Below are 18,362 nucleotides of genomic sequence, written 5' to 3'. Positions count from 1 at the left end.
CATCAATTCCAGCACCGCACCAGCCCATCAGCACCAGCCTCATGATGCGATAACAAGCCGCGCAGTAAAAAACCTCCGGAATTAATCGGGCGGTTATTTGATACATCGACATCCGTAGGGTGTGAAAATTCCGCAGGGATTTGCGCACCTAATGCGATGAATTCAGCATCGCGAAAACCAATCAACACCGAATCCGCGTGCGCAAATCAAAGATTTGCACACCCTACCTAGGTATTTAAATACAGTCATTTAAAAACAAGGTCTAGCTAACAATACACCCTCCGCGCGGCGCAATGCGCTTCGCTTATTGTCGCCCTACAAAAGCATTGCGACGTACGCAGTGACATCAGTGATGTATTTGCGTCTAGCCTTTCAACAGCAATGCATTGCTGGCAATACATCTAAATATCATCTTGATCGTGAGTCTGGGGCTGGTCATCCCCTGTACCAAGCCGAGCGAGGAACAAGCGGGGCGGGGTTTTTGCGCTCATTGTTTGAGGCCGCAGGCCGAGTTTTGAGCGCAACCGCCTCGATTGTCCGCAGCGAGGGCACCGACGAAGTCGGCGCAGATACCGGGGGCTGCTTTGGGGTGAAGGGGGCTTTGCAGATGACGGGGCCCCCGCAAAGTTGCAAACTTTGTGGGGTGTGGGGCAAATCCCCCTTCCTGCCCGCGCGGCGGAACGCGCACCAAAAATCACGCGGCGTAGCCGCATAAAAAATAAAAACCGCTGGAATGAATCGGGCGGTTGTTTGATACGGCATGCATGCGGCATGCATACGGCGCAATTCGCTGCGCTCATTGACGCCCTACAAAAGCATTGCGACGTACGCAGTTACATCAGTGATGTATTTGCGTCTAGCCTTTGAACAGCAATGCTTTGCTGGCAATACATCTTAATATCATCTTGATCGTGGGTCTGGGGCTTGAGATCCCGTCTAAGCGCACCGAGTGCGGAGTGAGACGAACGGTTTTATCGTTTGGCTCGCGACAATCGAGGGCATCGGGGACCGATGCGCGCTCGGGGCTGCTTTGGGGTGAAGGGGGGTTTGCAGAAGCAAATCCCCCTTCCTGCCCGCGCGGCGGAACGCGCACCAAAAACCACGCGGCGCAGCCGCATAAAAAACAAAACCGCCGGGGTTAATCGGGCGGTTGTTTGTCGCAGTAAACGTTGGGCTGCGCAAGCTTAGCCCAACCTACGGTGCTGATTTTTGTTTGTAGCTCAATAGTTCCAATTATTGATGGATCAATCATTAAGAGGCTATCTTTTTCTTTACAACAAGCGTTGTGATAATCGATCAACCAGCGATATTTTTCAATATACTTAAATATGTCTTGCCCAGTATTTTTTATACAGTTTTCAACATGACGTTTATTGAACCCTAAATAAGACTCTGATGCGTCATATAGATAATGAAAGAACAACTCGCCATCGAGATCTTTAGCAACTTTGTATGGAACCTCCTCTATTAGTTCACCAATACTTCGATCAATAACTACTCGTGGATATTTTGATATCTTTGACTCAATATTGTATGCTTTAATTAATGCATCACCCGCCACCATAAAATCATTGCATATCGCTTTACCATAAGATATTCCGCCACGAATAAGCAGCCCTGCAAAACTAGCCTCACTGAGAACTTCTTCAATACTTTTTAATAAAATACTAAATCTATGTGCGGAATCTACTTTATCTTTTATTTTTAGCGGCATAACAAGTACGATATTATCACTAAAAACTTTGATGTAACTATTACACTCCCCCATAGAAATATTTCGTGCATATCCTGTTTGCCTTCGTTGAATTTCCCTCATAAAAGAACCAAGTAGCTCCACTTGCGCATTTAGCTCTTTTAAAGTGCCTCTTCCCGTCTTATTCTTTACTCCCAACAAATCTAAATAACATACAAATGCATTTTGCAGCTTCATTTTTTATTCTCTATATTTTCATTGAATCATGACTCATAACAATGAATTTTCCAAAAACTCCAACTACACATAGCAATCGTAGGATGGTGCGCACATGAGCCTAATGAAGCCGAGCTGTTTACATCAGCGCGTAGGATAGAATAACTGAAAGGCATTCCACCGATTTGCGAACTACCAACAAACAGTGGAATGCGCGCAGCTTTCGCACCCTACACTTTATTTCGCCGACTCATGGAATACGGCGCAACGCCACAGCATTGCGCCCCACCTTCATCACTCCACCGTCAACGCCACCAGCGCCGCAGCGACATCATCGGCACTCACGCCGTCCGCCAACGCCACAGGTGCGTCAGTCAACGCGGCGGCGCCGTCTTTCTTCAAACGCCCAACCCACTGCCCCGCGTCTTTACCCGAGGCAAAGCCGGAACTGGTCAATAGCAAACGCCCCGCAGCGTCGCTGAAGTTGAAGTAGAACTGACCGTCTTCAAGGCGGAATTGCTTGAACGTTGGCAAGGCGATTTTGACGGCTTTTTCTTTCACCGCCGGTAGCGCGTTCATGCGGCGCAGGCCGACCGCTTCGCGCACTTGCTTGAGTAGCGGCGCGGCAACGGCGCGGGCTTTGGCGGCGCCGATTTGGAGCAATTCTTCGATTTGCTCAGGGTGCGCCATCAAGGCTTGGTATTTGTCGCGCATTGGGCCGATGTGCGCGTCGATGAGTTCTACCAATTGCTTTTTCGCATCGCCCCAGCCCAGACCCGCAACGAGTTGCGCGCGGAAGGCTGCGGCTTGCTCAGGCGTCGCGAACGCTTCGTAAATGGTGACCAAATGGCATTCTGGGTCTTTCGGTTCGCCCGGCAATAGGCTGTTAGTAACAATCTTGGCCACGGCGTCTTTGAGGGCTTTGGCGCCGCCTTCAAACAGCGGAATGGTGTTGTCGTACGATTTACTCATTTTGCGGCCATCAAGCCCCGGTAGCGTGGCGACTTGTTCTTCAATATGCGCTTCTGGCAACACGAAGAAATCCTTGCCTTGGCCAAATAAGTGATTAAAACGCGCGGCAACGTCGCGGGTCATTTCGATATGCTGAATTTGATCGCGGCCAACGGGGACTTTATGCGGGTTAAACAGCAAAATATCGGCGGCCATCAAAATGGGGTAGCAGAACAAGCCCATGGTGATACCCGCATCGGGGTCTTCACCGACAGCTTCGTTGGCATCGGTTGCGCCTTTGTAGGCGTGGGCGCGGTTCATTTGCCCTTTGGCGGTAACGCAAGTGAGCAACCAGTTGAGTTCGGTTACTTCCGGTACGTCAGACTGGCGATAGAACGTGACGCGTTCTGGGTCGAGCCCCGCAGCCAACCAAGTGGCGGCGATTTCAAGGCGCGAGCGCTCAATGCGCGCAGGGTCGTCGCATTTAATCAGCGCGTGGTAATCCGCCATAAAAAAGAAGCAGTCGCTATCGGGCTGTTGACTGGCGACAATCGCCGGGCGAATCGCGCCCACATAATTGCCCAAATGCGGTGTACCCGTCGTGGTAATGCCCGTTAAAACACGCAAACTCATCACAAATCCTTTAATCATCACGCAATACAATGGCGGCAAGTCTAGCAGGCGGCGCAGCAAAACCATAGCGTCTGTGCGCTTGCCGCTGCTTTATGCCAAGACGCAGCGAGCGGATGCAACAACTTGAGCGGGCCATTACCGTCAACCGTTATCGGGCTTGGGCTTGCTTTAGCGCAGATTTTGTTGATGCGATGACGAATTTTGGTCATTTCAGCGCAGCATATTGAGCACAAAGCGCGCTAAGTCGCCGATAATCATGGCACTCATTTCAATTGGACTCACGACGATGAACGCCACTACTCACTCTGCCATCACCCTCGAAATTTGCGCCGGCTCGGTGACGTCCTGCCTTGCAGCACAAGAAGGCGGCGCGCAGCGCGTTGAGTTTTGCGACAACTTGCTCGAAGGCGGCACCACGCCGTCGTATGGCCAACTGGCGGCAGCGCGCGATCGCTTATGGATTACGTTGCACGTGATCATTCGCCCACGCGGCGGCGATTTTTTGTATAGCGATTTAGAATTTGAAGTGATGGAGCGCGATGTATTGGCGTGTAAAAGGTTAGGCGTTGACGGTATTGTCATCGGCCTATTAACCAGCGATGGCCGCGTTGATATACCCCGCACTAAACGCTTGGTTGAACTGGCGGCACCGATACCAGTAACGTTTCATCGGGCCTTTGATGTGGCTTGCGATCCGGTGCAAGCACTAGAAGACATCATTAGCGCCGGCTGTGTGCGATTGCTTTCCAGCGGGCAAGCGGCGAGCGCACTCGAAGGCGCGGCGTTACTTAAAGCACTGCAAGCGCAAGCGGGCGATCGCTTAATTGTTATGCCGGGTGCGGGCGTTCGTGGCCACAATATCGCTGAGCTGGTGGCGGCTACTGGCTGTAATGAGTTTCATAGCTCAGGCCGCGCGCCGTTCCCTAGTGGCATGGTTTACCGTAATCCCAACGTCAAAATGGGCGCGCCGGGGCAAGATGAATACAGCGTGGTGGAGACCGATCCGCAATTGGTGCGCGAGTTACTCAGCAATGCGCAAAATGCCGCAGCGCTACGCAATTAATGTCTACAGTTTGACTTAAAACTTTCGACTCTATCTGGTTATCCGGCGCATTTGCTGTATGTTGTTATGTATGCCAACTCGCGCAGGATGAATCATGTCACTCCAAGATAAAGTTGCTTTGATTACGGGCTCAACCAGCGGTATTGGTCTGGGCATTGCGCGCGCTTTAGCCCAGCAAGGCGCGACGATTATTCTCAATGGTTTGGGCGATCCGGGGCAAATCGAAATCATCCGCGCCAATTTAGCCGTCGAATTTGCCACCCCAGTGCATTTCATCGCCGCCGATCTGAGTAAAACTGCGGCGGTTGAAGACTTAATGCAGCAAATCGACGCACTATGTGGCCGCGTGGATATTTTGGTCAACAATGCTGGCATGCAGTTTGTTAGCCCGATCGAAGACTTCCCGCCCGAAAAATACGATTTAATTATCGCGCTGAATTTATCGGCCGCGTTTCACACCATCCGCCTTGCCGTTCCCGGCATGAAAGCACGCGGCTGGGGACGCATTATCAATATCGCCTCGGCGCATGCCTTAGTCGCCTCGCCGTTTAAATCGGCGTATGTGGCGTCAAAACACGCCATTTTAGGACTCACCAAAACCGTGGCGCTGGAACTGGCCGAACACGGCATTACCGCCAACGCCATTTGCCCCGGTTATGTGATGACACCGCTGGTACAGCAACAAATCCCCGATACCGCCAAAGCGCGTGGCATTAGCGAAGCAGCAGTGATTCGCGACGTGTTGCTCGCCGCACAGCCAACCAAACGCTTTGTTGAAGTCAATGAGTTGGGCGCTTTAGCCAGTTTCTTATGCAGCGATGGTGCGCGTTCGATTACCGGTACCGCGCTGCCAGTTGATGGCGGCTGGACGGCGCATTAATCATCATTAAGGACCGCACCCAATACGCCGAGATTTCCAGCCACTGAAAACGCGGGCATAGCGGGCGAATAACACCGAGGATCAATCATGAGCAAAAAGAAAATCGCGATCACCTGCCAAGGCGGCGGCAGCCAAACCGCTTTTACCGCTGGCGCACTCAAAGCCTTATACGACAATGGTTTTGCCGAGCATTACGAGCTGGTCAGCATTACCGGCACTTCGGGCGGTGCGCTGTGCGCCACGCTGATTTGGTACGCCATACTAAAAAAAGACGCTTACATTCCGCAGCGAATGCTGGATTTATGGGCCGATAATACCGCGCAATCGGATGCCGAATTAAGATTCAATAATTACTTAGTGGACGCGATGCGTAAGGTGAATAGCGGGCAAATGCCGCAATTTAATATCAGCCCCTACTCGCCCTTAATGCAAATGATGAGCAGCATGACGGGCAAGCAATTTCGACCAAACTTTACCGACTTTCGTTCCTTGCTCGAATCGCATATCGATTTTGCTGAACTTAAAGCCATGGGTGCCAATACCGAAATGCCCGCGCTGATTTTGGGTGCGGCTGAAGTGTTAACTGGGCAATTGGCGAAATTTAATTCGCGCACCGAGGCGATTCGCGCCGAGCATATTTTATCGTCGTGCGCGGTGCCGAATATTTTTGAGGCGGTTGAATTTGATGGTCACGCGTATTGGGATGGTTTGTTTTCTGACAACCCGCCAGTTGATGAAGTGATCAAGCCAAATTTATGTTGGCGAAAACAATCTACCGGATGAGATTTGGGTAATCAAAATCAATCCAACGGGCTGCAAAACCGTACCCAAGTCCCCAGAGGCGATTTCTGATCGCCGCAATGAAATGATCGGCAATATGTCGTTATTTCAGCAACTGACCAGCATTCGCACCCTGAATGAATTACTGCTCAATCAGGCCTTTACGCCCGAGTTTTTAGCCAAAACCGGTGTTAAAGCACCGATTAAGCTACCGCGTTGCCTTAGCAGTGACGATATTCGCCCCTACCATATTCCATTTATTGAGATGTCTGAGGCGCTGCAAAACACCTTAGATTATGAAAGTAAGCTCGATCGCAGCCCAAAAAAACATCCAGAAATTAATGCAAGATGGCGAGCAACAAGCTCGCCATTTCTTGGCAGAACGACTGGCTGCGGCTTAAAGCCGCTCGCGGCAAGGCCAGCTTACCGCGGGCCTATTTTAAAGCACCATCACTCGGCAACCTTGCGCGTCGCTTTGAATGGCTAGGTCAATAATCCGCATGACATTGCGCGCCTGTGCCGCCGTCACTGGACTTTCTCCCAAGCCCAGCAAGGCATCGCGAATCCCAGCGTAATACGCCGCATAATTGCCAGCGGGTAAAGGCAAGGCTTTGGCAGAAATTTGATCATTTTGACTTTGAAAATGCTGCGCCTGCCGAGGGTCATCACCCCAAGCAGCATGCTCAGGCAATAATCCAGCCTTTAACCAAGTCTCTTGCGCATCCAGCCCATTCACCGACCATGCGCCTTCAGTACCTTGCACCAAAAAGCGGGCGGTGCCGCCGCTCACCAAAGTGCTGGCCGCCAAAATCGCCCGCATTTTTGGGTAGTGCAAAATCACATGAAAATCGTCCACTGCCAGCGCGCCACTGCGCCGCAATGCCAAATCGGCTGTTACGGCATTAGGCATGCCAAATAACTGCAATGTTTGGTCAATTAAATGTGGCCCTAAGTCATACCACAGCCCAGCACCAGCCACATTGGCTTCACGCCAACGCGCTTTAACCTCGGGACGATAGCGATCAAAACGGGAGGTAAATTCAACCACATTGCCTAAAACGCCACTTTGTAGCATCTCATTCAAAGCGATAAAATCATTGTCCCAGCGCCGATTATGAAACACCGAAAGCAATAAACCCGCTTGCTCGGCGCGCACGGACAAATCTTCTGCTTCACGCACATTCAAAGTAAAAGGCTTATCAATCACCACATGTTTGCCGGCGGCAATTGCAGCGCGAGCCAAGGGATAATGTGCGTCATTCGGTGCCGCGATAACCACTAAATCTAAACCGGGATGCGCCAATAAACGATCCGGCTCGGTTTTCACCACAATATCCGGCCAATCGGCCAACACATCCGCTGGGCGCGAGCTGGCAATGGCGACCAGACTGAGTCCTGGCGTAGCATTAATCAGTGGCGCATGAAAAGTTTTACCCGCGTAGCCATAACCAATCAGGCCTACGCGCAAAAATTTTGGTCTTTGGCATAAGTACTCGTGCAAAAGTTTTATGGCAAAACGTCATCGCCACCAGCATTTCCGCCAATCAAACTAGGTAAGCGATGAAAACAAAGCGGTCGACAACGTCTTTAATATGAATCTCTGAGTATGCTTATAACGTAAAAAAAAAAACCTTGTCGCTAAGTTAATTCCGCAGGCAGATTCATGGTTGATGACTCATTATTGCTGACAAAAACTTTAGATTCTCAGTATTAATTCAGCAATGAATTCAAGACTTTGTTTTTTAGTACCGTTTTTAAAAACAATGGATATTATTTTTAATCGAGAAGGTTTAACAAGCGGCATCTGGTGAATAATGCCATAGCATATCAACGTGAGAAATATCGTCCTCAAGATAAGGCGCAGAGACGGTCACAAAGCCGCTTTTTGCATAAAAATTTTGCAAATGCGCTTGAGCGCCAATTTTATTATCCTGCTCTGGGTATTGCGCTACAGCCCCTTTTAACCCCTGACTAATGAGCTGATACCCAAGACCTGTGCCACGGAAATCTGCCGATATAATCACGCGTCCCAAAGAAGGCTCGGTGTACTTTAAGCCCGGCGGCACCAAGCGTAAGCACGCCACTAAACGATCATCGCAATACGCCAATAAATGTGTTGAAACTAAATCCAAATCATCGATATCGGCATAAGCACAGGCTTGCTCAACAATAAATACTTGCTGTCTTAGCCGTAAATATTCAAACAATGTTGCGGTATCAAATGTATTAAAAGTATGCCAGCGCCAAACGATATCCATAATTCAACTCAAAATAAATCAATTAAACGCCAATCATTCTGACTGGAATCATTCGCATAGATTTCAAAACATAAAAATAAAGTACTGTTTTTGCCGCGAGTAATCGCATTCCGCCAGCAATAAAGACCGCTGCAGAATAAAAAAGCACCATTTTCCTTAATCAATAAGGATGAATGATGCTTTTTAATGCAGGTAAAACAGTATTAGCAGGCTAAAACGTTCACGCCATTTCGCCACTTGCACTAACACTTGGAAAGGTGCCGTGCCACCAACGTGATTGCGGGCTTCTAAACTGCCTTGCAATGTCAGTACATGGCAAACGTCTTCTTCGATTAAAGAAGAAAAACTTTGCAACTCAACCAAGGTTAAATCCGACAAGTCTTGGCGTTTTTGCTCGGCGTAACGTACCGCCAAAGCCACGGCCTCATGCGCGTCACGGAACGGCAAGCCGCGCTTGACCAAATAATCAGCCAAATCGGTGGCGGTGGCAAAGCCTTGCTTGGCAGCACGCTCCATCGCATCAGGCTTCACGGTAATACCGCGCATCATATCGGCATAAATCCGCAAAGTGTCGGTGAGCGTATCTACAGTATCAAATAGCGGCTCTTTGTCTTCTTGATTGTCTTTGTTGTAGGCCAATGGTTGGCCTTTCATTAAAGTCAGCAATGAAATCAAGCTACCATTCACCCGGCCAGTTTTACCGCGCACCAGTTCAGGTACGTCGGGGTTTTTCTTTTGCGGCATGATCGACGAGCCAGTACAAAAACGATCGGCAATATCAATAAAGCCAAAGCGCGGGCTCATCCACAAAATCAGTTCTTCAGAAAGACGCGACAAATGCGTCATGATCAAAGCGCCAGCGGCAGTAAACTCAATCGCAAAATCACGATCTGACACGGCGTCGAGTGAATTTTCGCAAATGCCTTCAAAACCCAATAACTTCGCAGTGATTGAGCGATTGATCGGGAATGTCGTTCCGGCCAATGCCGCAGAGCCCAAAGGCATGCGATTGACCCGTTTACGGGTATCGACCAAACGCTCAGCGTCGCGGCCGAGCATTTCAACATACGCCAACATGTGATGACCAAAAGTCACCGGTTGCGCCACTTGCAAATGAGTAAAGCCGGGCATGACGGTGCTGGCGTTGCTTTCGGCCAAATCGAGCAAGGATTTTTGCAGTTCGCGCACCAAGCGCAGCAAAACATCAATCGCTTCGCGCAAATACAAACGAATATCGGTTGCCACTTGGTCATTGCGTGAACGACCGGTGTGCAAACGCTTGCCCGCATCACCGATTTTATCGGTCAAACGGCGCTCGATATTCATATGCACGTCTTCGAGATCCAAACTCCATTCAAAACGGCCAGCGCGGATATCATCCAAAATATCGGCCATACCGCTTTGAATCGAACGCAAATCTTCATCCGATAAAACACCCACTTGATTGAGCATCCCAGCGTGCGCGAGTGAGCCTTGAATATCGACTTCCGCCATGCGGTTATCAAAAAATACCGATGCGGTATACCGCTTTACCAATTCACTCACTGGTTCATTAAAGCGACCAGACCAAGCTTTGTTTGCAGATTCGGACATGCGAAAAATCCAGAAATAGTTGGAACAATAAAAGCGATTATAACGATAGCCGAGCCAAACCTGCACGCGACTTGCTACACGCGCCAGAAACAGCGCACTTTAAGCGCGCATTACGACGACAAAGAGACACCCAACACCATCAGCAGCCACTTATCGACCGCGAACGCGCAGCGTTAAGCCTTTAAGGAAGTTGCGTAAGAACTGATCGCCGCAAGGGCGAAAATGCTTGTGATCTTTTTTACGGAATAACGCCGATAGCTCTGGCTTGGATACTTCAAATCCGGCTTCGGCCAACATTGCATAAATATCATCGTCTTTGAGTTCAAAAGCGACGCGTAATTTTTTAAGCACCAAGTTATTGGTCACTGGCAATTCAATCGGCATTGCCGGACGGCTTTCGTCTTTGCCACGGCGGTAATACACCAAACCATCGAGAAAATTGGCCATTGTTACATCATCACATTCTTGATATTCGAGCTCTTCTTCTTTTTTTAAGAACGCCACCATCGTGGTTTTATCTAAAGTTTGCCCAGCCAATTGCAGTACATCGACTAATTTGGCATCGCTCAAATCGAGCATATAGCGAATGCTACGTAGTACGTCGTTATTTAACATGTTTGCAATCCTTTCATTCAGAGTGACTCCATTGTACCTGTTGCGCTGCGCTTCGCCGTGGGCAATCACCGCGCCATACGCTCGGCAACGCCAAAACGGCAGCTTGTGCTGTCGTTTTTTCTGCCGATGCGGCTAGCCTTATCGGCGTTGTGTTGATAATGCGCTGCTGGAACTTGCAAAGCGCGGTAGAATCACGCGATTCGTAGAATCAATTTCGCACAGTGCTCAATACCCTGCTGTGCGATAAAAAGGCCTTATCCGCCGGAGAACAGAGTAAGCCATGAGCCGTGATATGAAACCCATCCGCAGTAGTAACCGCAATGCCAGCAGCAGCCGCGCCAATAGCCAACGTAAAAGTGGCGGCAGCTCATTAATTACCGGTTTGCTACTGGGTTTATTTGTCGGTATTGCCATTGCAGTCGCCGTGGCGCTGTATTTAAATCGCAGTGGTAATCCGTTTAAAAACGGCAATACCACCCCAGCGGACGCCGTGAGCTCTGCGCCAGAAACCGCCGTCGCGCCACCAGAAGTCTTGTTGCCAGGCAATGGCAAAGAAGTCGCGCTCAACCCCGTCCCAGCCAGCACGGCCGCTAGTAAACCAGCAAGTGCCAACGCCAGTGGCGAGCGTTTTGATTTTTATAAAGTATTGCCTGAGCTCAACGAAGAGTCGGCCGTAGCCAGCACGCCAGCACCGGTAAAAACCGCCAGCCCAAAAACCAGCGCCAGCCCAACCGCTGCGCCCGCTGCCACACCCAAGGCGGATGCCAATAAAAATGCTTGGTTACAAGTCGGTGCCTTTAAAGACGAAGGCGATGCCGATAACCTAAAAGCCAAGTTGGCGCTATTGGGCATTGAATCGCGCATTCTCACCTCAGATATTCCTGACAAAGGCATTTGGCACCGAGTTCGCGTTGGCCCTTTTAATACGACTGCTGATCTAGATAAAGTTCGCGGCCAGCTCAAAGCCAATGGCATTGATAGTGCCATGGTGAAAGCCAATTAAACAAACTGCAGCGCGAATAAGTAGGGGCAAGCAGCAAGTCGGGATCGGGCAAATCTGCCCCATCCCCAGTCCCAGCGTGAAGCCTCAATCTCCCATACCCTCTCTTGTCTAAGGAAAAATGATGTTAAAGCACTGGATTAAAACCATCGTCGTCGCCGCGTCATTAATGAGCGCCACCGCGGCTTTTGCTTTTACCGAAGGTAAAGATTACAAAGCCATGGCCAAACCGATGCCCGTTGCAGTACCGGGCAAGGCCGAAGTGATCGAGTTCTTCTGGTATGGCTGCCCACACTGCTTTGCCATCGAACCTTATGTGGATGCTTGGGCAGCAAAACTGCCAAAAGACGTTAATTTGCGCCGGGTGCACGTGATGTGGGATGGCCGCAATGATATGGAAGGCCACGCCAAGATCTTCCTCGCATTACAAGGCATGGGTTTAGATGCTAAATACCAGCAAGCCGTAATGAAGGCCGTGCAAACAGACCGTATCGAATTACGCAACGAAGCCAAATTGCTAGAATGGGTTAAAAAACAAGGTATTGATGTTGCCAAATTTAAAGCCAATTACAATGGCTTCTCAACGCAAATGCAGTTGAAAAACCTCACCAAAATCACGCAAGACTATCAAGTGGATGGCGTACCGATGTTTGTGGTTAACGGCAAATGGGTAACTAGCCCAGCGATGGTCGGCGCGGAAGATGCGACCATTACCAAAATGGTCGATGAGCTGATCGCCAAAGATCGTAAAGCACCAAAAAAGAAATAAGCCTTTAATCCTGATAAAATACGCCACGCTGCCAAGAAGTAGCGTGGCGTATTTTTTATTGAATCAACGTATATCCAGCTAGCCTTTATCTACCTTGGGCTAGCAATCAATACTCTGTTGAATAAACCTCAACCCGGAAGGACAACATGCTCCGCATTACCGAACTCAAACTGCCGCTGGACCATACTGAAGCCGAACTCAAAACCGCTATCGCCGCTTATTTGAGCATTGCCGAAGCCGACATCAATCACTTTAGCGTGTTTAAACGCAGCTTTGACGCGCGGAAAGGCCATATGCTACTGGCCTATATCATCGATTTGGACGTCGGCGCACTAGAAAGCAAACTGCTGGCGCAATTTAAAAACAATGTGCACGTGCTAGCAACGCCAGACACGCGCTACCACTTTGTTGGCCAAGCACCTGCCACCTTCACAAACAGCGCGCAGCGCCCTATCGTTGTGGGTTTTGGCCCATGTGGGATTTTTGCGGCGCTGATTTTGGCGCAAATGGGCTTTAAACCGATTGTGCTCGAGCGCGGTAAAAAGGTACGTGAGCGCACGCAAGACACATGGGGCCTGTGGCGCAAAAGTACGCTCAATCCGGAGTCGAATGTGCAATTTGGTGAAGGCGGCGCTGGCACGTTTTCTGACGGTAAGCTCTACAGCCAAATTAAAGATCCGCGCCATCTCGGTCGCAAAGTACTCAATGAATTTGTTAAAGCCGGTGCCCCGGATGAGATTTTATATATTGCCAAGCCGCATATTGGTACCTTTAAACTGGTTGGCATGGTCGAAAAAATGCGCGCCGAGATTGAATCACTCGGTGGCGAGATTCGCTTTCAGCAGCGTGTTGACGACCTCATCCTTGAAGACACCCCCGATGGCAATAAGCAAATCCGCGGGGTTCGCGTCACCGAAATCGGCGTCGAAGGCCAACCAAGTAATGAAATTCTCAGCGAGCACGTGGTCATCGCGCTGGGCCACAGTGCGCGCGATAGTTTTGAAATGATGCACCATCGCGGCGTCTTTATGGAAGCCAAGCCATTCTCGGTCGGCTTTCGAATCGAACACCCGCAATCTTTGATCGACCAAGCACGCTGGGGCAAATATGCCGGTCACCCCGTGCTCGGCGCCGCCGATTACAAACTGGTGCACCACGCCGCCAATGGCCGCGCAGTGTATAGCTTCTGTATGTGCCCGGGTGGCACCGTTGTTGCCGCAACTTCTGAAGTTGGCCGCGTCGTCACCAATGGCATGAGCCAATATTCGCGTAACGAGCGCAATGCCAATTCCGGCATGGTGGTCAGCATCAATCCAAGTGACTACCCCGGCGGCGCAATGGCGGGGATTGAATTTCAACGCCAGCTCGAAAGCCAAGCCTATGTTCTGGGTGGTGAGAACTACAACGCGCCAGCGCAACTGGTCGGCGATTTCCTCGCTGGCCGCGCCTCAAACAGCGTCGGCGCAGTCGAGCCATCGTATAAACCCGGCGTGAACTGGACTGATCTGGCCGCAGCGCTGCCCGATTACGCCATTACTGCCATGCGCGAAGCACTCCCCGCCTTCGGCAAAAAAATCCGTGGCTACGATATGCACGATGCGGTGCTGACTGGCGTTGAAACCCGCACCTCCTCACCACTGCGTATCACCCGTGGTGACGATTGCCAATCGCTCAACGTGCGCGGTCTCTACCCCGCAGGCGAAGGCGCAGGCTACGCCGGTGGGATTTTATCGGCTGGGGTGGATGGGATTAAAGTAGCGGAAGCATTGGCGCTGGATATTTTGAAATAAGGGTATGGCCTTGTAGGCATTATATAATAATGACTACAAGGCCATACTGCCTATTTAGATCTTTGAATTATTCTAGGTTTATATGCAAGAAAAGCTAAATTCTGAACATACGCTAGCTGCCCATCAACACCTAAAGCTCACCCAGAAATTCTGTGTAGCAGATCTTACTGAAATCCCCGAAGGGGGCCAGTTGGCACGCATTATTCTGCGTTTAGAAAACGAAGGAAAGCTTAATCCACTGGATGAACCATATCTAAATCGATATGATCTACTTGCAATTGCTGATTTTTCTTTTGGAAAAATAAACAACGACGAATTTACAATTGCAATTTCAAACAGAACTAGTAATAAAAAACAGGCTTTGGCCGAACGTTTTATAGAAGAACACAAAGTACTCCAATGTGAAATAGACGTATTACAGCGCAAAAAATTAGCAAGACAACACAGCGAAAAACTACAAAGCTGATGAACTAAGACGTGCAGAAGAAAGAAAAGCCAATGAGATAAAACGCGCTATCGAGAAAAGAGCCATCGAGCTAAGAGTCGCTACGGATCGCCTAAAAGAACAGCAGCGTGTTCAGCGGTTGGCGGAAGAAAAACAGACATATAGCAAGTTAATTTCGAAATATGGGTTTTCTGACCTTGACGAAAATAAAATATTTGGCACTCGCTTACATAGTATTTTGAGAAAATTAGAATCAGAAAATCTATCATTTAATGCAGACGACGCTAATTATTTAATAATAAATGAGTTTTTTGCATTGCAAAAATTTGCATCCCGCGAAATAAATTTTGAGGATTTCACTACTCAATCTTTACTTGAACAAGATAAGCGAACAATAGATACAATTACTGAGCGCGAGCGCATTAGAATTGAACGTGAAAACGTATATATTGAATTAAAATTACAGCAAGAGCAGCGAGCTGTCTTAATGAGAATTGAGCATGATCGCATTCTTGCAGAAAAAATAAGGCACGACAATGATCCAATCAACATTGCCAAAGCCAAACAAGAAAAACTTAAAAATAAATATGGCATTTCGGGTTTTATTGAAAAGGATTACTTCAAGAAACTCATCGACATCCTGAATAAGGTCGATGCAGATACGCGACTTACCGATGAAGATATCGTGTGGCTTGAAACAACGGCTAAACAATATTTCACATTTGAATTACGCAAAGCCTATCACCGTATAGAAGCTAAGTTCCATCACGATGAATTTAGTACCACTAAAGATCCATGGTCAGCGGTGAATGCCAGTGCGCATTATCGGAAATCAGATCAATCTCGCGCAGCAAATACACTTTTAAGCACTATTGATATCGATACGAAAAAAGATACCAAACTTAAATCGGCATTCTGCACCACCCACGGCGGCGTAAAGCGCGATTTGCGATTACAGACTGAGGCGCTCACCTTGGGCGACAAAGCTCATCAGCTCACCCCTCACAATTTCCGCCCATGTACTTTACTGGGCGCAGTCAATATGGAAATAGGGAACTATGATCTCGGCCAGTCGTGGTACGCCAAAGCGGTAGAGCGTGGATATACTGAAAAATCAGTCGATGAAGAGTTGAAACAAATATTCAAGCGGGCTGACAAAATACAAAAAGAAGCTTTACGAACGCATCTACTGAAAACAGATCCAGTACGCTATAGCTGGGCGAACACTAAAAATAAGGCTTAGTTATGTCCCTAAATTTTGATCACCTTGAACGCCGTATTCAAACGCTGGACCAGTCACTGCAATATCTGCACGACAGCGAACTGGGCAGCGTGCAATACGAGGTTTTTCGCAATGCGGTGATTAAAGGGGCTTCGAGCTTTGTCTAGAAACCAGCGGCAACTTGCTACGCAAATCCTTGCTGGAGTTTGTCAGCGATCCGCGAAAAATTGCCACGCTCAATTACGAAGATGTTTTGCGTACTGCAGCGCAATATGGGCTGCTGACAGTCGATGAAGTCGAGCGCTGGTTTACTTATCGCGATAGCCGCAATCAAACCGCACATGATGATGGCGAACAATTGGCAGAGCACGTTTTGACCATCATTGTGCAGTTTCATTTAGATGCACAAACATTGCTGCGACGACTCAAGGTCTTGCCGCAATGAAAGATCAGTTATTCTTACCATCGCAACACTGAGCGACACTGTGTCGGCTGTTACAACTCTATCTGCCGCAAGCCGAGGTCTGGGCATTTGGTAGCCGTGTTAAAGGCACGCACTGGGATGCCAGTGATATTGATTTGGTTGTTCGCCACCCAGCAAGTCAGCAGCAAGCCACGGATTTATCCGCACTAAAACAAGCGTTATCCGATAGCCCGATTCCTTATGTGGTGCAAATACACGATTGGGCCAAACTGCCTAGCCAGTTTCAAACTGAAATTAGTGCAACTCATCGATTGATCCAAACACCACAGCAACACTAAATCATGCCTAGCGCGGTCTCTACCCCGCAGGCGAAGGCGCAGGCTACGCTGGAGGGATTTTATCGGCTGGGGTGGATGGGATTAAAGTGGCGGAAGCATTGGCGCTGGATATGTTGAAATAAGGGTATATCCATATCGCCATTGATTAAAAATGGCTACAGAAAAATACAATGGGCAGGTATATCCTGCCCATTTTTTTGCTGCCGATTCAAGCCTAGGCTCGGTTGACGTTGGGTTTGCCAACCGCGTTAGTGTGGATTTTAGCCTAAGGCAAGGCACGCAGCGCTTAGCCAACAAATCAATTGCGTAACATCACAAGCACGACTCACTATAATCAAGCCACCCCTCCACGACGACAGACCAGCCATGCGCATCCTTACTCATGTACTCAGTGTTTTGCTTGTCGCCAGTAGTAATGGCTGGACCGCCCAGCCCAGCACCGACGACGAGTGGCAAATCAGCAAAGTAGTGATTCTCAATCGGCATGGGGTTCGTTCTCCCACCAAAGACACAGCACTGATGCAGCAAGTGACGCCCGATCGCTGGCCTGCGTGGCCAGTGGCACTGGGAGAGCTCACGCCACGAGGAGGACAATTACTCCAGCTGCTTGGCCACTATTATCAAACCGCATGGCAAAAAAATGGACTGTTACCCGCTCAAGGCTGCCCAGAAACTGGCCGCATGCTGGTTTGGGCCGATAGCGAGCAAAGAACCCGCGCCACCGGTCAAGCGTTCATCGACGCCGTTGCGCCCAATTGCGGCGTCGCGCTGCAAAGCCAAGCGGACGCCAGCCAAGTTGACCCGCTATTTCATCCGCTCAAAATGGGCATTTGTCAGCTCAACCCCAAGGCAGTACGCCGCTCGATTCAGCAGCAACTGGGCACTGAGCCGGTCGATCAGCAGTTTGCCAGCGCGTATCAGCAACTGGCGACAACGCTCAATTTGAACGCCGCGCCGCTGTGCTCGGCCCAGCAGCAAGGCGATTGCCGCCTGCCACAATTGTTGCCCAGCCGTTTGCATGTCGATCACCACGGTGCGCATTTTAAGGGCGCACTGGGTTTAGCTTCCACATTAAGCGAGATTTTTTTATTGCAATACGCCGAGGGAATGCCTGATTCACAGGTCGGCTGGGGACGCATTGCGCAGCCCGCGCAGTGGCAGCAACTCTTTACTGCGCATAATGGCAATTTTGCGCTGACCCAAAAAACCCCACTTATTGCCAGCGCCAATGCCACGCCCTTATTGCAGGTCATTAGCGATGCGCTGCAAGATCGCGCCCCCGCCAACGGGGGCACTTTGGCCCAGCAAGCAGCGAGCGCCAAGATGGTTTGGCTAATTGGCCATGACACCAATATTGCCAATGTCGCCGGTGCGCTCGGCCTCAATTGGCAGCTCACCGAGCAACCCGACAACACCGCGCCAGGGTTAGCGATGATTTTCGAGCGCTGGCAACATCCGCGCAGCCAACGAGAGCAAATCAAAATCAAATTGGTTTATCAAACCTTGCCACAAATGCGCGCCATGACGCCGCTGAGCCTGCACGGCGAACAGCCGGGCATCATTGAGCTCACTCTGCCGCAATGCACGGGTGCGGCCTGCACCCCAAGCCGTTTTGCCAAATTGAGCCGCAGCCGGCAAGTCAAAGCCTGCCAATATCAGCCATAAGCCGGCATGGCGGTAGACGAAGTCATA

Annotated in this window: 21 protein-coding genes; 14 read left to right on the top strand and 7 right to left on the bottom strand. The window is 49.8% G+C overall.

What is annotated here, in order from left to right; genetic code table 11:
- Window positions 1-2: 2 nt before the first annotated feature.
- The 3 genes from GKO28_RS09645 to GKO28_RS09635 form a co-directional block, all read right to left on the bottom strand.
- Window positions 3-185, bottom strand: coding sequence for a hypothetical protein (locus GKO28_RS09645; protein ID WP_182076116.1), 183 nt, complete (start codon window positions 183-185; stop codon window positions 3-5).
- Between the two features lie 953 nt (window positions 186-1,138).
- Window positions 1,139-1,930, bottom strand: coding sequence for a hypothetical protein (locus GKO28_RS09640; protein WP_182076115.1), 792 nt, complete (start codon window positions 1,928-1,930; stop codon window positions 1,139-1,141).
- A 273-nt stretch (window positions 1,931-2,203) separates the two neighbouring features.
- Window positions 2,204-3,496, bottom strand: coding sequence for a tryptophan--tRNA ligase (locus GKO28_RS09635; protein ID WP_203564310.1), 1,293 nt, complete (start codon window positions 3,494-3,496; stop codon window positions 2,204-2,206).
- Window positions 3,497-3,749: 253 nt separating this feature from the next.
- Between GKO28_RS09635 and GKO28_RS09630 the strand changes: the two genes are divergently transcribed.
- From GKO28_RS09630 to GKO28_RS09615, 4 genes are all read left to right on the top strand, one after another.
- The gene (locus GKO28_RS09630) at window positions 3,750-4,556 is read left to right on the top strand and encodes a copper homeostasis protein CutC (RefSeq protein ID WP_247646458.1); all 807 of its coding nucleotides are present in this window, start codon (window positions 3,750-3,752) and stop codon (window positions 4,554-4,556) included.
- A 94-nt stretch (window positions 4,557-4,650) separates the two neighbouring features.
- Window positions 4,651-5,436, top strand: a complete 786-nt coding sequence (locus tag GKO28_RS09625; protein ID WP_182076112.1) for a 3-hydroxybutyrate dehydrogenase — start codon at window positions 4,651-4,653, stop codon at window positions 5,434-5,436.
- 87 nt (window positions 5,437-5,523) lie between these two features.
- Window positions 5,524-6,219, top strand: coding sequence for a patatin-like phospholipase family protein (locus GKO28_RS09620; protein ID WP_203564077.1), 696 nt, complete (start codon window positions 5,524-5,526; stop codon window positions 6,217-6,219).
- A 94-nt stretch (window positions 6,220-6,313) separates the two neighbouring features.
- Window positions 6,314-6,703 carry a hypothetical protein gene (locus tag GKO28_RS09615; RefSeq protein ID WP_203564076.1) on the top strand — a complete coding sequence of 130 codons (390 nt, stop codon included), beginning with the start codon at window positions 6,314-6,316 and terminating at the stop codon, window positions 6,701-6,703.
- Here the strand turns inward: GKO28_RS09615 and GKO28_RS09610 are convergent.
- The 4 genes from GKO28_RS09610 to GKO28_RS09595 form a co-directional block, all read right to left on the bottom strand.
- On the bottom strand, window positions 6,656-7,684 hold the full coding sequence (locus tag GKO28_RS09610) for an oxidoreductase (RefSeq protein ID WP_247646457.1): 1,029 nt from the start codon (window positions 7,682-7,684) through the stop codon (window positions 6,656-6,658). The genes GKO28_RS09615 and GKO28_RS09610 overlap by 48 nt on opposite strands.
- Window positions 7,685-8,006: 322 nt before the next feature.
- Window positions 8,007-8,474, bottom strand: coding sequence for a GNAT family N-acetyltransferase (locus tag GKO28_RS09605; RefSeq protein ID WP_182076110.1), 468 nt, complete (start codon window positions 8,472-8,474; stop codon window positions 8,007-8,009).
- Window positions 8,475-8,657: 183 nt separating this feature from the next.
- Window positions 8,658-10,067 (bottom strand): argininosuccinate lyase, encoded by a 1,410-nt coding sequence (gene argH, locus GKO28_RS09600; protein ID WP_182076109.1) that lies wholly within the window; start codon window positions 10,065-10,067, stop codon window positions 8,658-8,660.
- Between the two features lie 150 nt (window positions 10,068-10,217).
- Complete coding sequence (locus tag GKO28_RS09595; protein ID WP_182076108.1) at window positions 10,218-10,682, bottom strand: DUF1456 family protein; 465 nt, start codon at window positions 10,680-10,682, stop codon at window positions 10,218-10,220.
- Between the two features lie 280 nt (window positions 10,683-10,962).
- Here GKO28_RS09595 and GKO28_RS09590 point away from each other — a divergent pair, with 280 nt between their 5' ends.
- The 10 genes from GKO28_RS09590 to GKO28_RS09545 all read left to right on the top strand — a co-directional run bounded on the left by GKO28_RS09590 (window position 10,963) and on the right by GKO28_RS09545 (window position 18,335).
- Entirely contained in the window at window positions 10,963-11,685 is a 723-nt protein-coding gene (locus GKO28_RS09590; RefSeq protein ID WP_203564075.1) for an SPOR domain-containing protein, read from the top strand.
- 118 nt (window positions 11,686-11,803) lie between these two features.
- Window positions 11,804-12,451: a thiol:disulfide interchange protein DsbA/DsbL gene (locus GKO28_RS09585; RefSeq protein WP_203564074.1), complete on the top strand. Its 648-nt coding sequence runs from the start codon at window positions 11,804-11,806 to the stop codon at window positions 12,449-12,451.
- Window positions 12,452-12,597: 146 nt separating this feature from the next.
- Complete coding sequence (locus GKO28_RS09580) at window positions 12,598-14,241, top strand: NAD(P)/FAD-dependent oxidoreductase (protein WP_182076106.1); 1,644 nt, start codon at window positions 12,598-12,600, stop codon at window positions 14,239-14,241.
- Between the two features lie 82 nt (window positions 14,242-14,323).
- A complete protein-coding gene (locus tag GKO28_RS09575; protein WP_182076105.1) occupies window positions 14,324-14,707 on the top strand; it encodes a hypothetical protein in 384 nt (127 codons plus the stop codon).
- Between the two features lie 118 nt (window positions 14,708-14,825).
- Window positions 14,826-15,929, top strand: coding sequence for a hypothetical protein (locus GKO28_RS09570; protein ID WP_182076104.1), 1,104 nt, complete (start codon window positions 14,826-14,828; stop codon window positions 15,927-15,929).
- A 2-nt stretch (window positions 15,930-15,931) separates the two neighbouring features.
- On the top strand, window positions 15,932-16,075 hold the full coding sequence (locus GKO28_RS09565) for a hypothetical protein (RefSeq protein WP_182076103.1): 144 nt from the start codon (window positions 15,932-15,934) through the stop codon (window positions 16,073-16,075).
- 14 nt (window positions 16,076-16,089) lie between these two features.
- Window positions 16,090-16,353: a nucleotidyltransferase substrate binding protein gene (locus tag GKO28_RS09560; protein WP_182076102.1), complete on the top strand. Its 264-nt coding sequence runs from the start codon at window positions 16,090-16,092 to the stop codon at window positions 16,351-16,353.
- 38 nt (window positions 16,354-16,391) lie between these two features.
- Window positions 16,392-16,670, top strand: coding sequence for a nucleotidyltransferase family protein (locus tag GKO28_RS09555; protein WP_182077447.1), 279 nt, complete (start codon window positions 16,392-16,394; stop codon window positions 16,668-16,670).
- A 151-nt stretch (window positions 16,671-16,821) separates the two neighbouring features.
- Window positions 16,822-16,980, top strand: coding sequence for a hypothetical protein (locus GKO28_RS09550; RefSeq protein WP_182076101.1), 159 nt, complete (start codon window positions 16,822-16,824; stop codon window positions 16,978-16,980).
- Window positions 16,981-17,036: 56 nt separating this feature from the next.
- Window positions 17,037-18,335 carry a histidine-type phosphatase gene (locus tag GKO28_RS09545; RefSeq protein WP_182076100.1) on the top strand — a complete coding sequence of 433 codons (1,299 nt, stop codon included), beginning with the start codon at window positions 17,037-17,039 and terminating at the stop codon, window positions 18,333-18,335.
- The last annotated feature ends 27 nt before the right edge of the window (window positions 18,336-18,362 follow it).

It is taken from the genome of Deefgea sp. CFH1-16, from assembly GCF_016881365.1.
Lineage (GTDB): Bacteria > Pseudomonadota > Gammaproteobacteria > Burkholderiales > Chitinibacteraceae > Deefgea.
The sequence above is the reverse complement of the archived record's forward strand: the minus strand, read 5'-3'. Positions and strand labels throughout refer to the sequence as shown.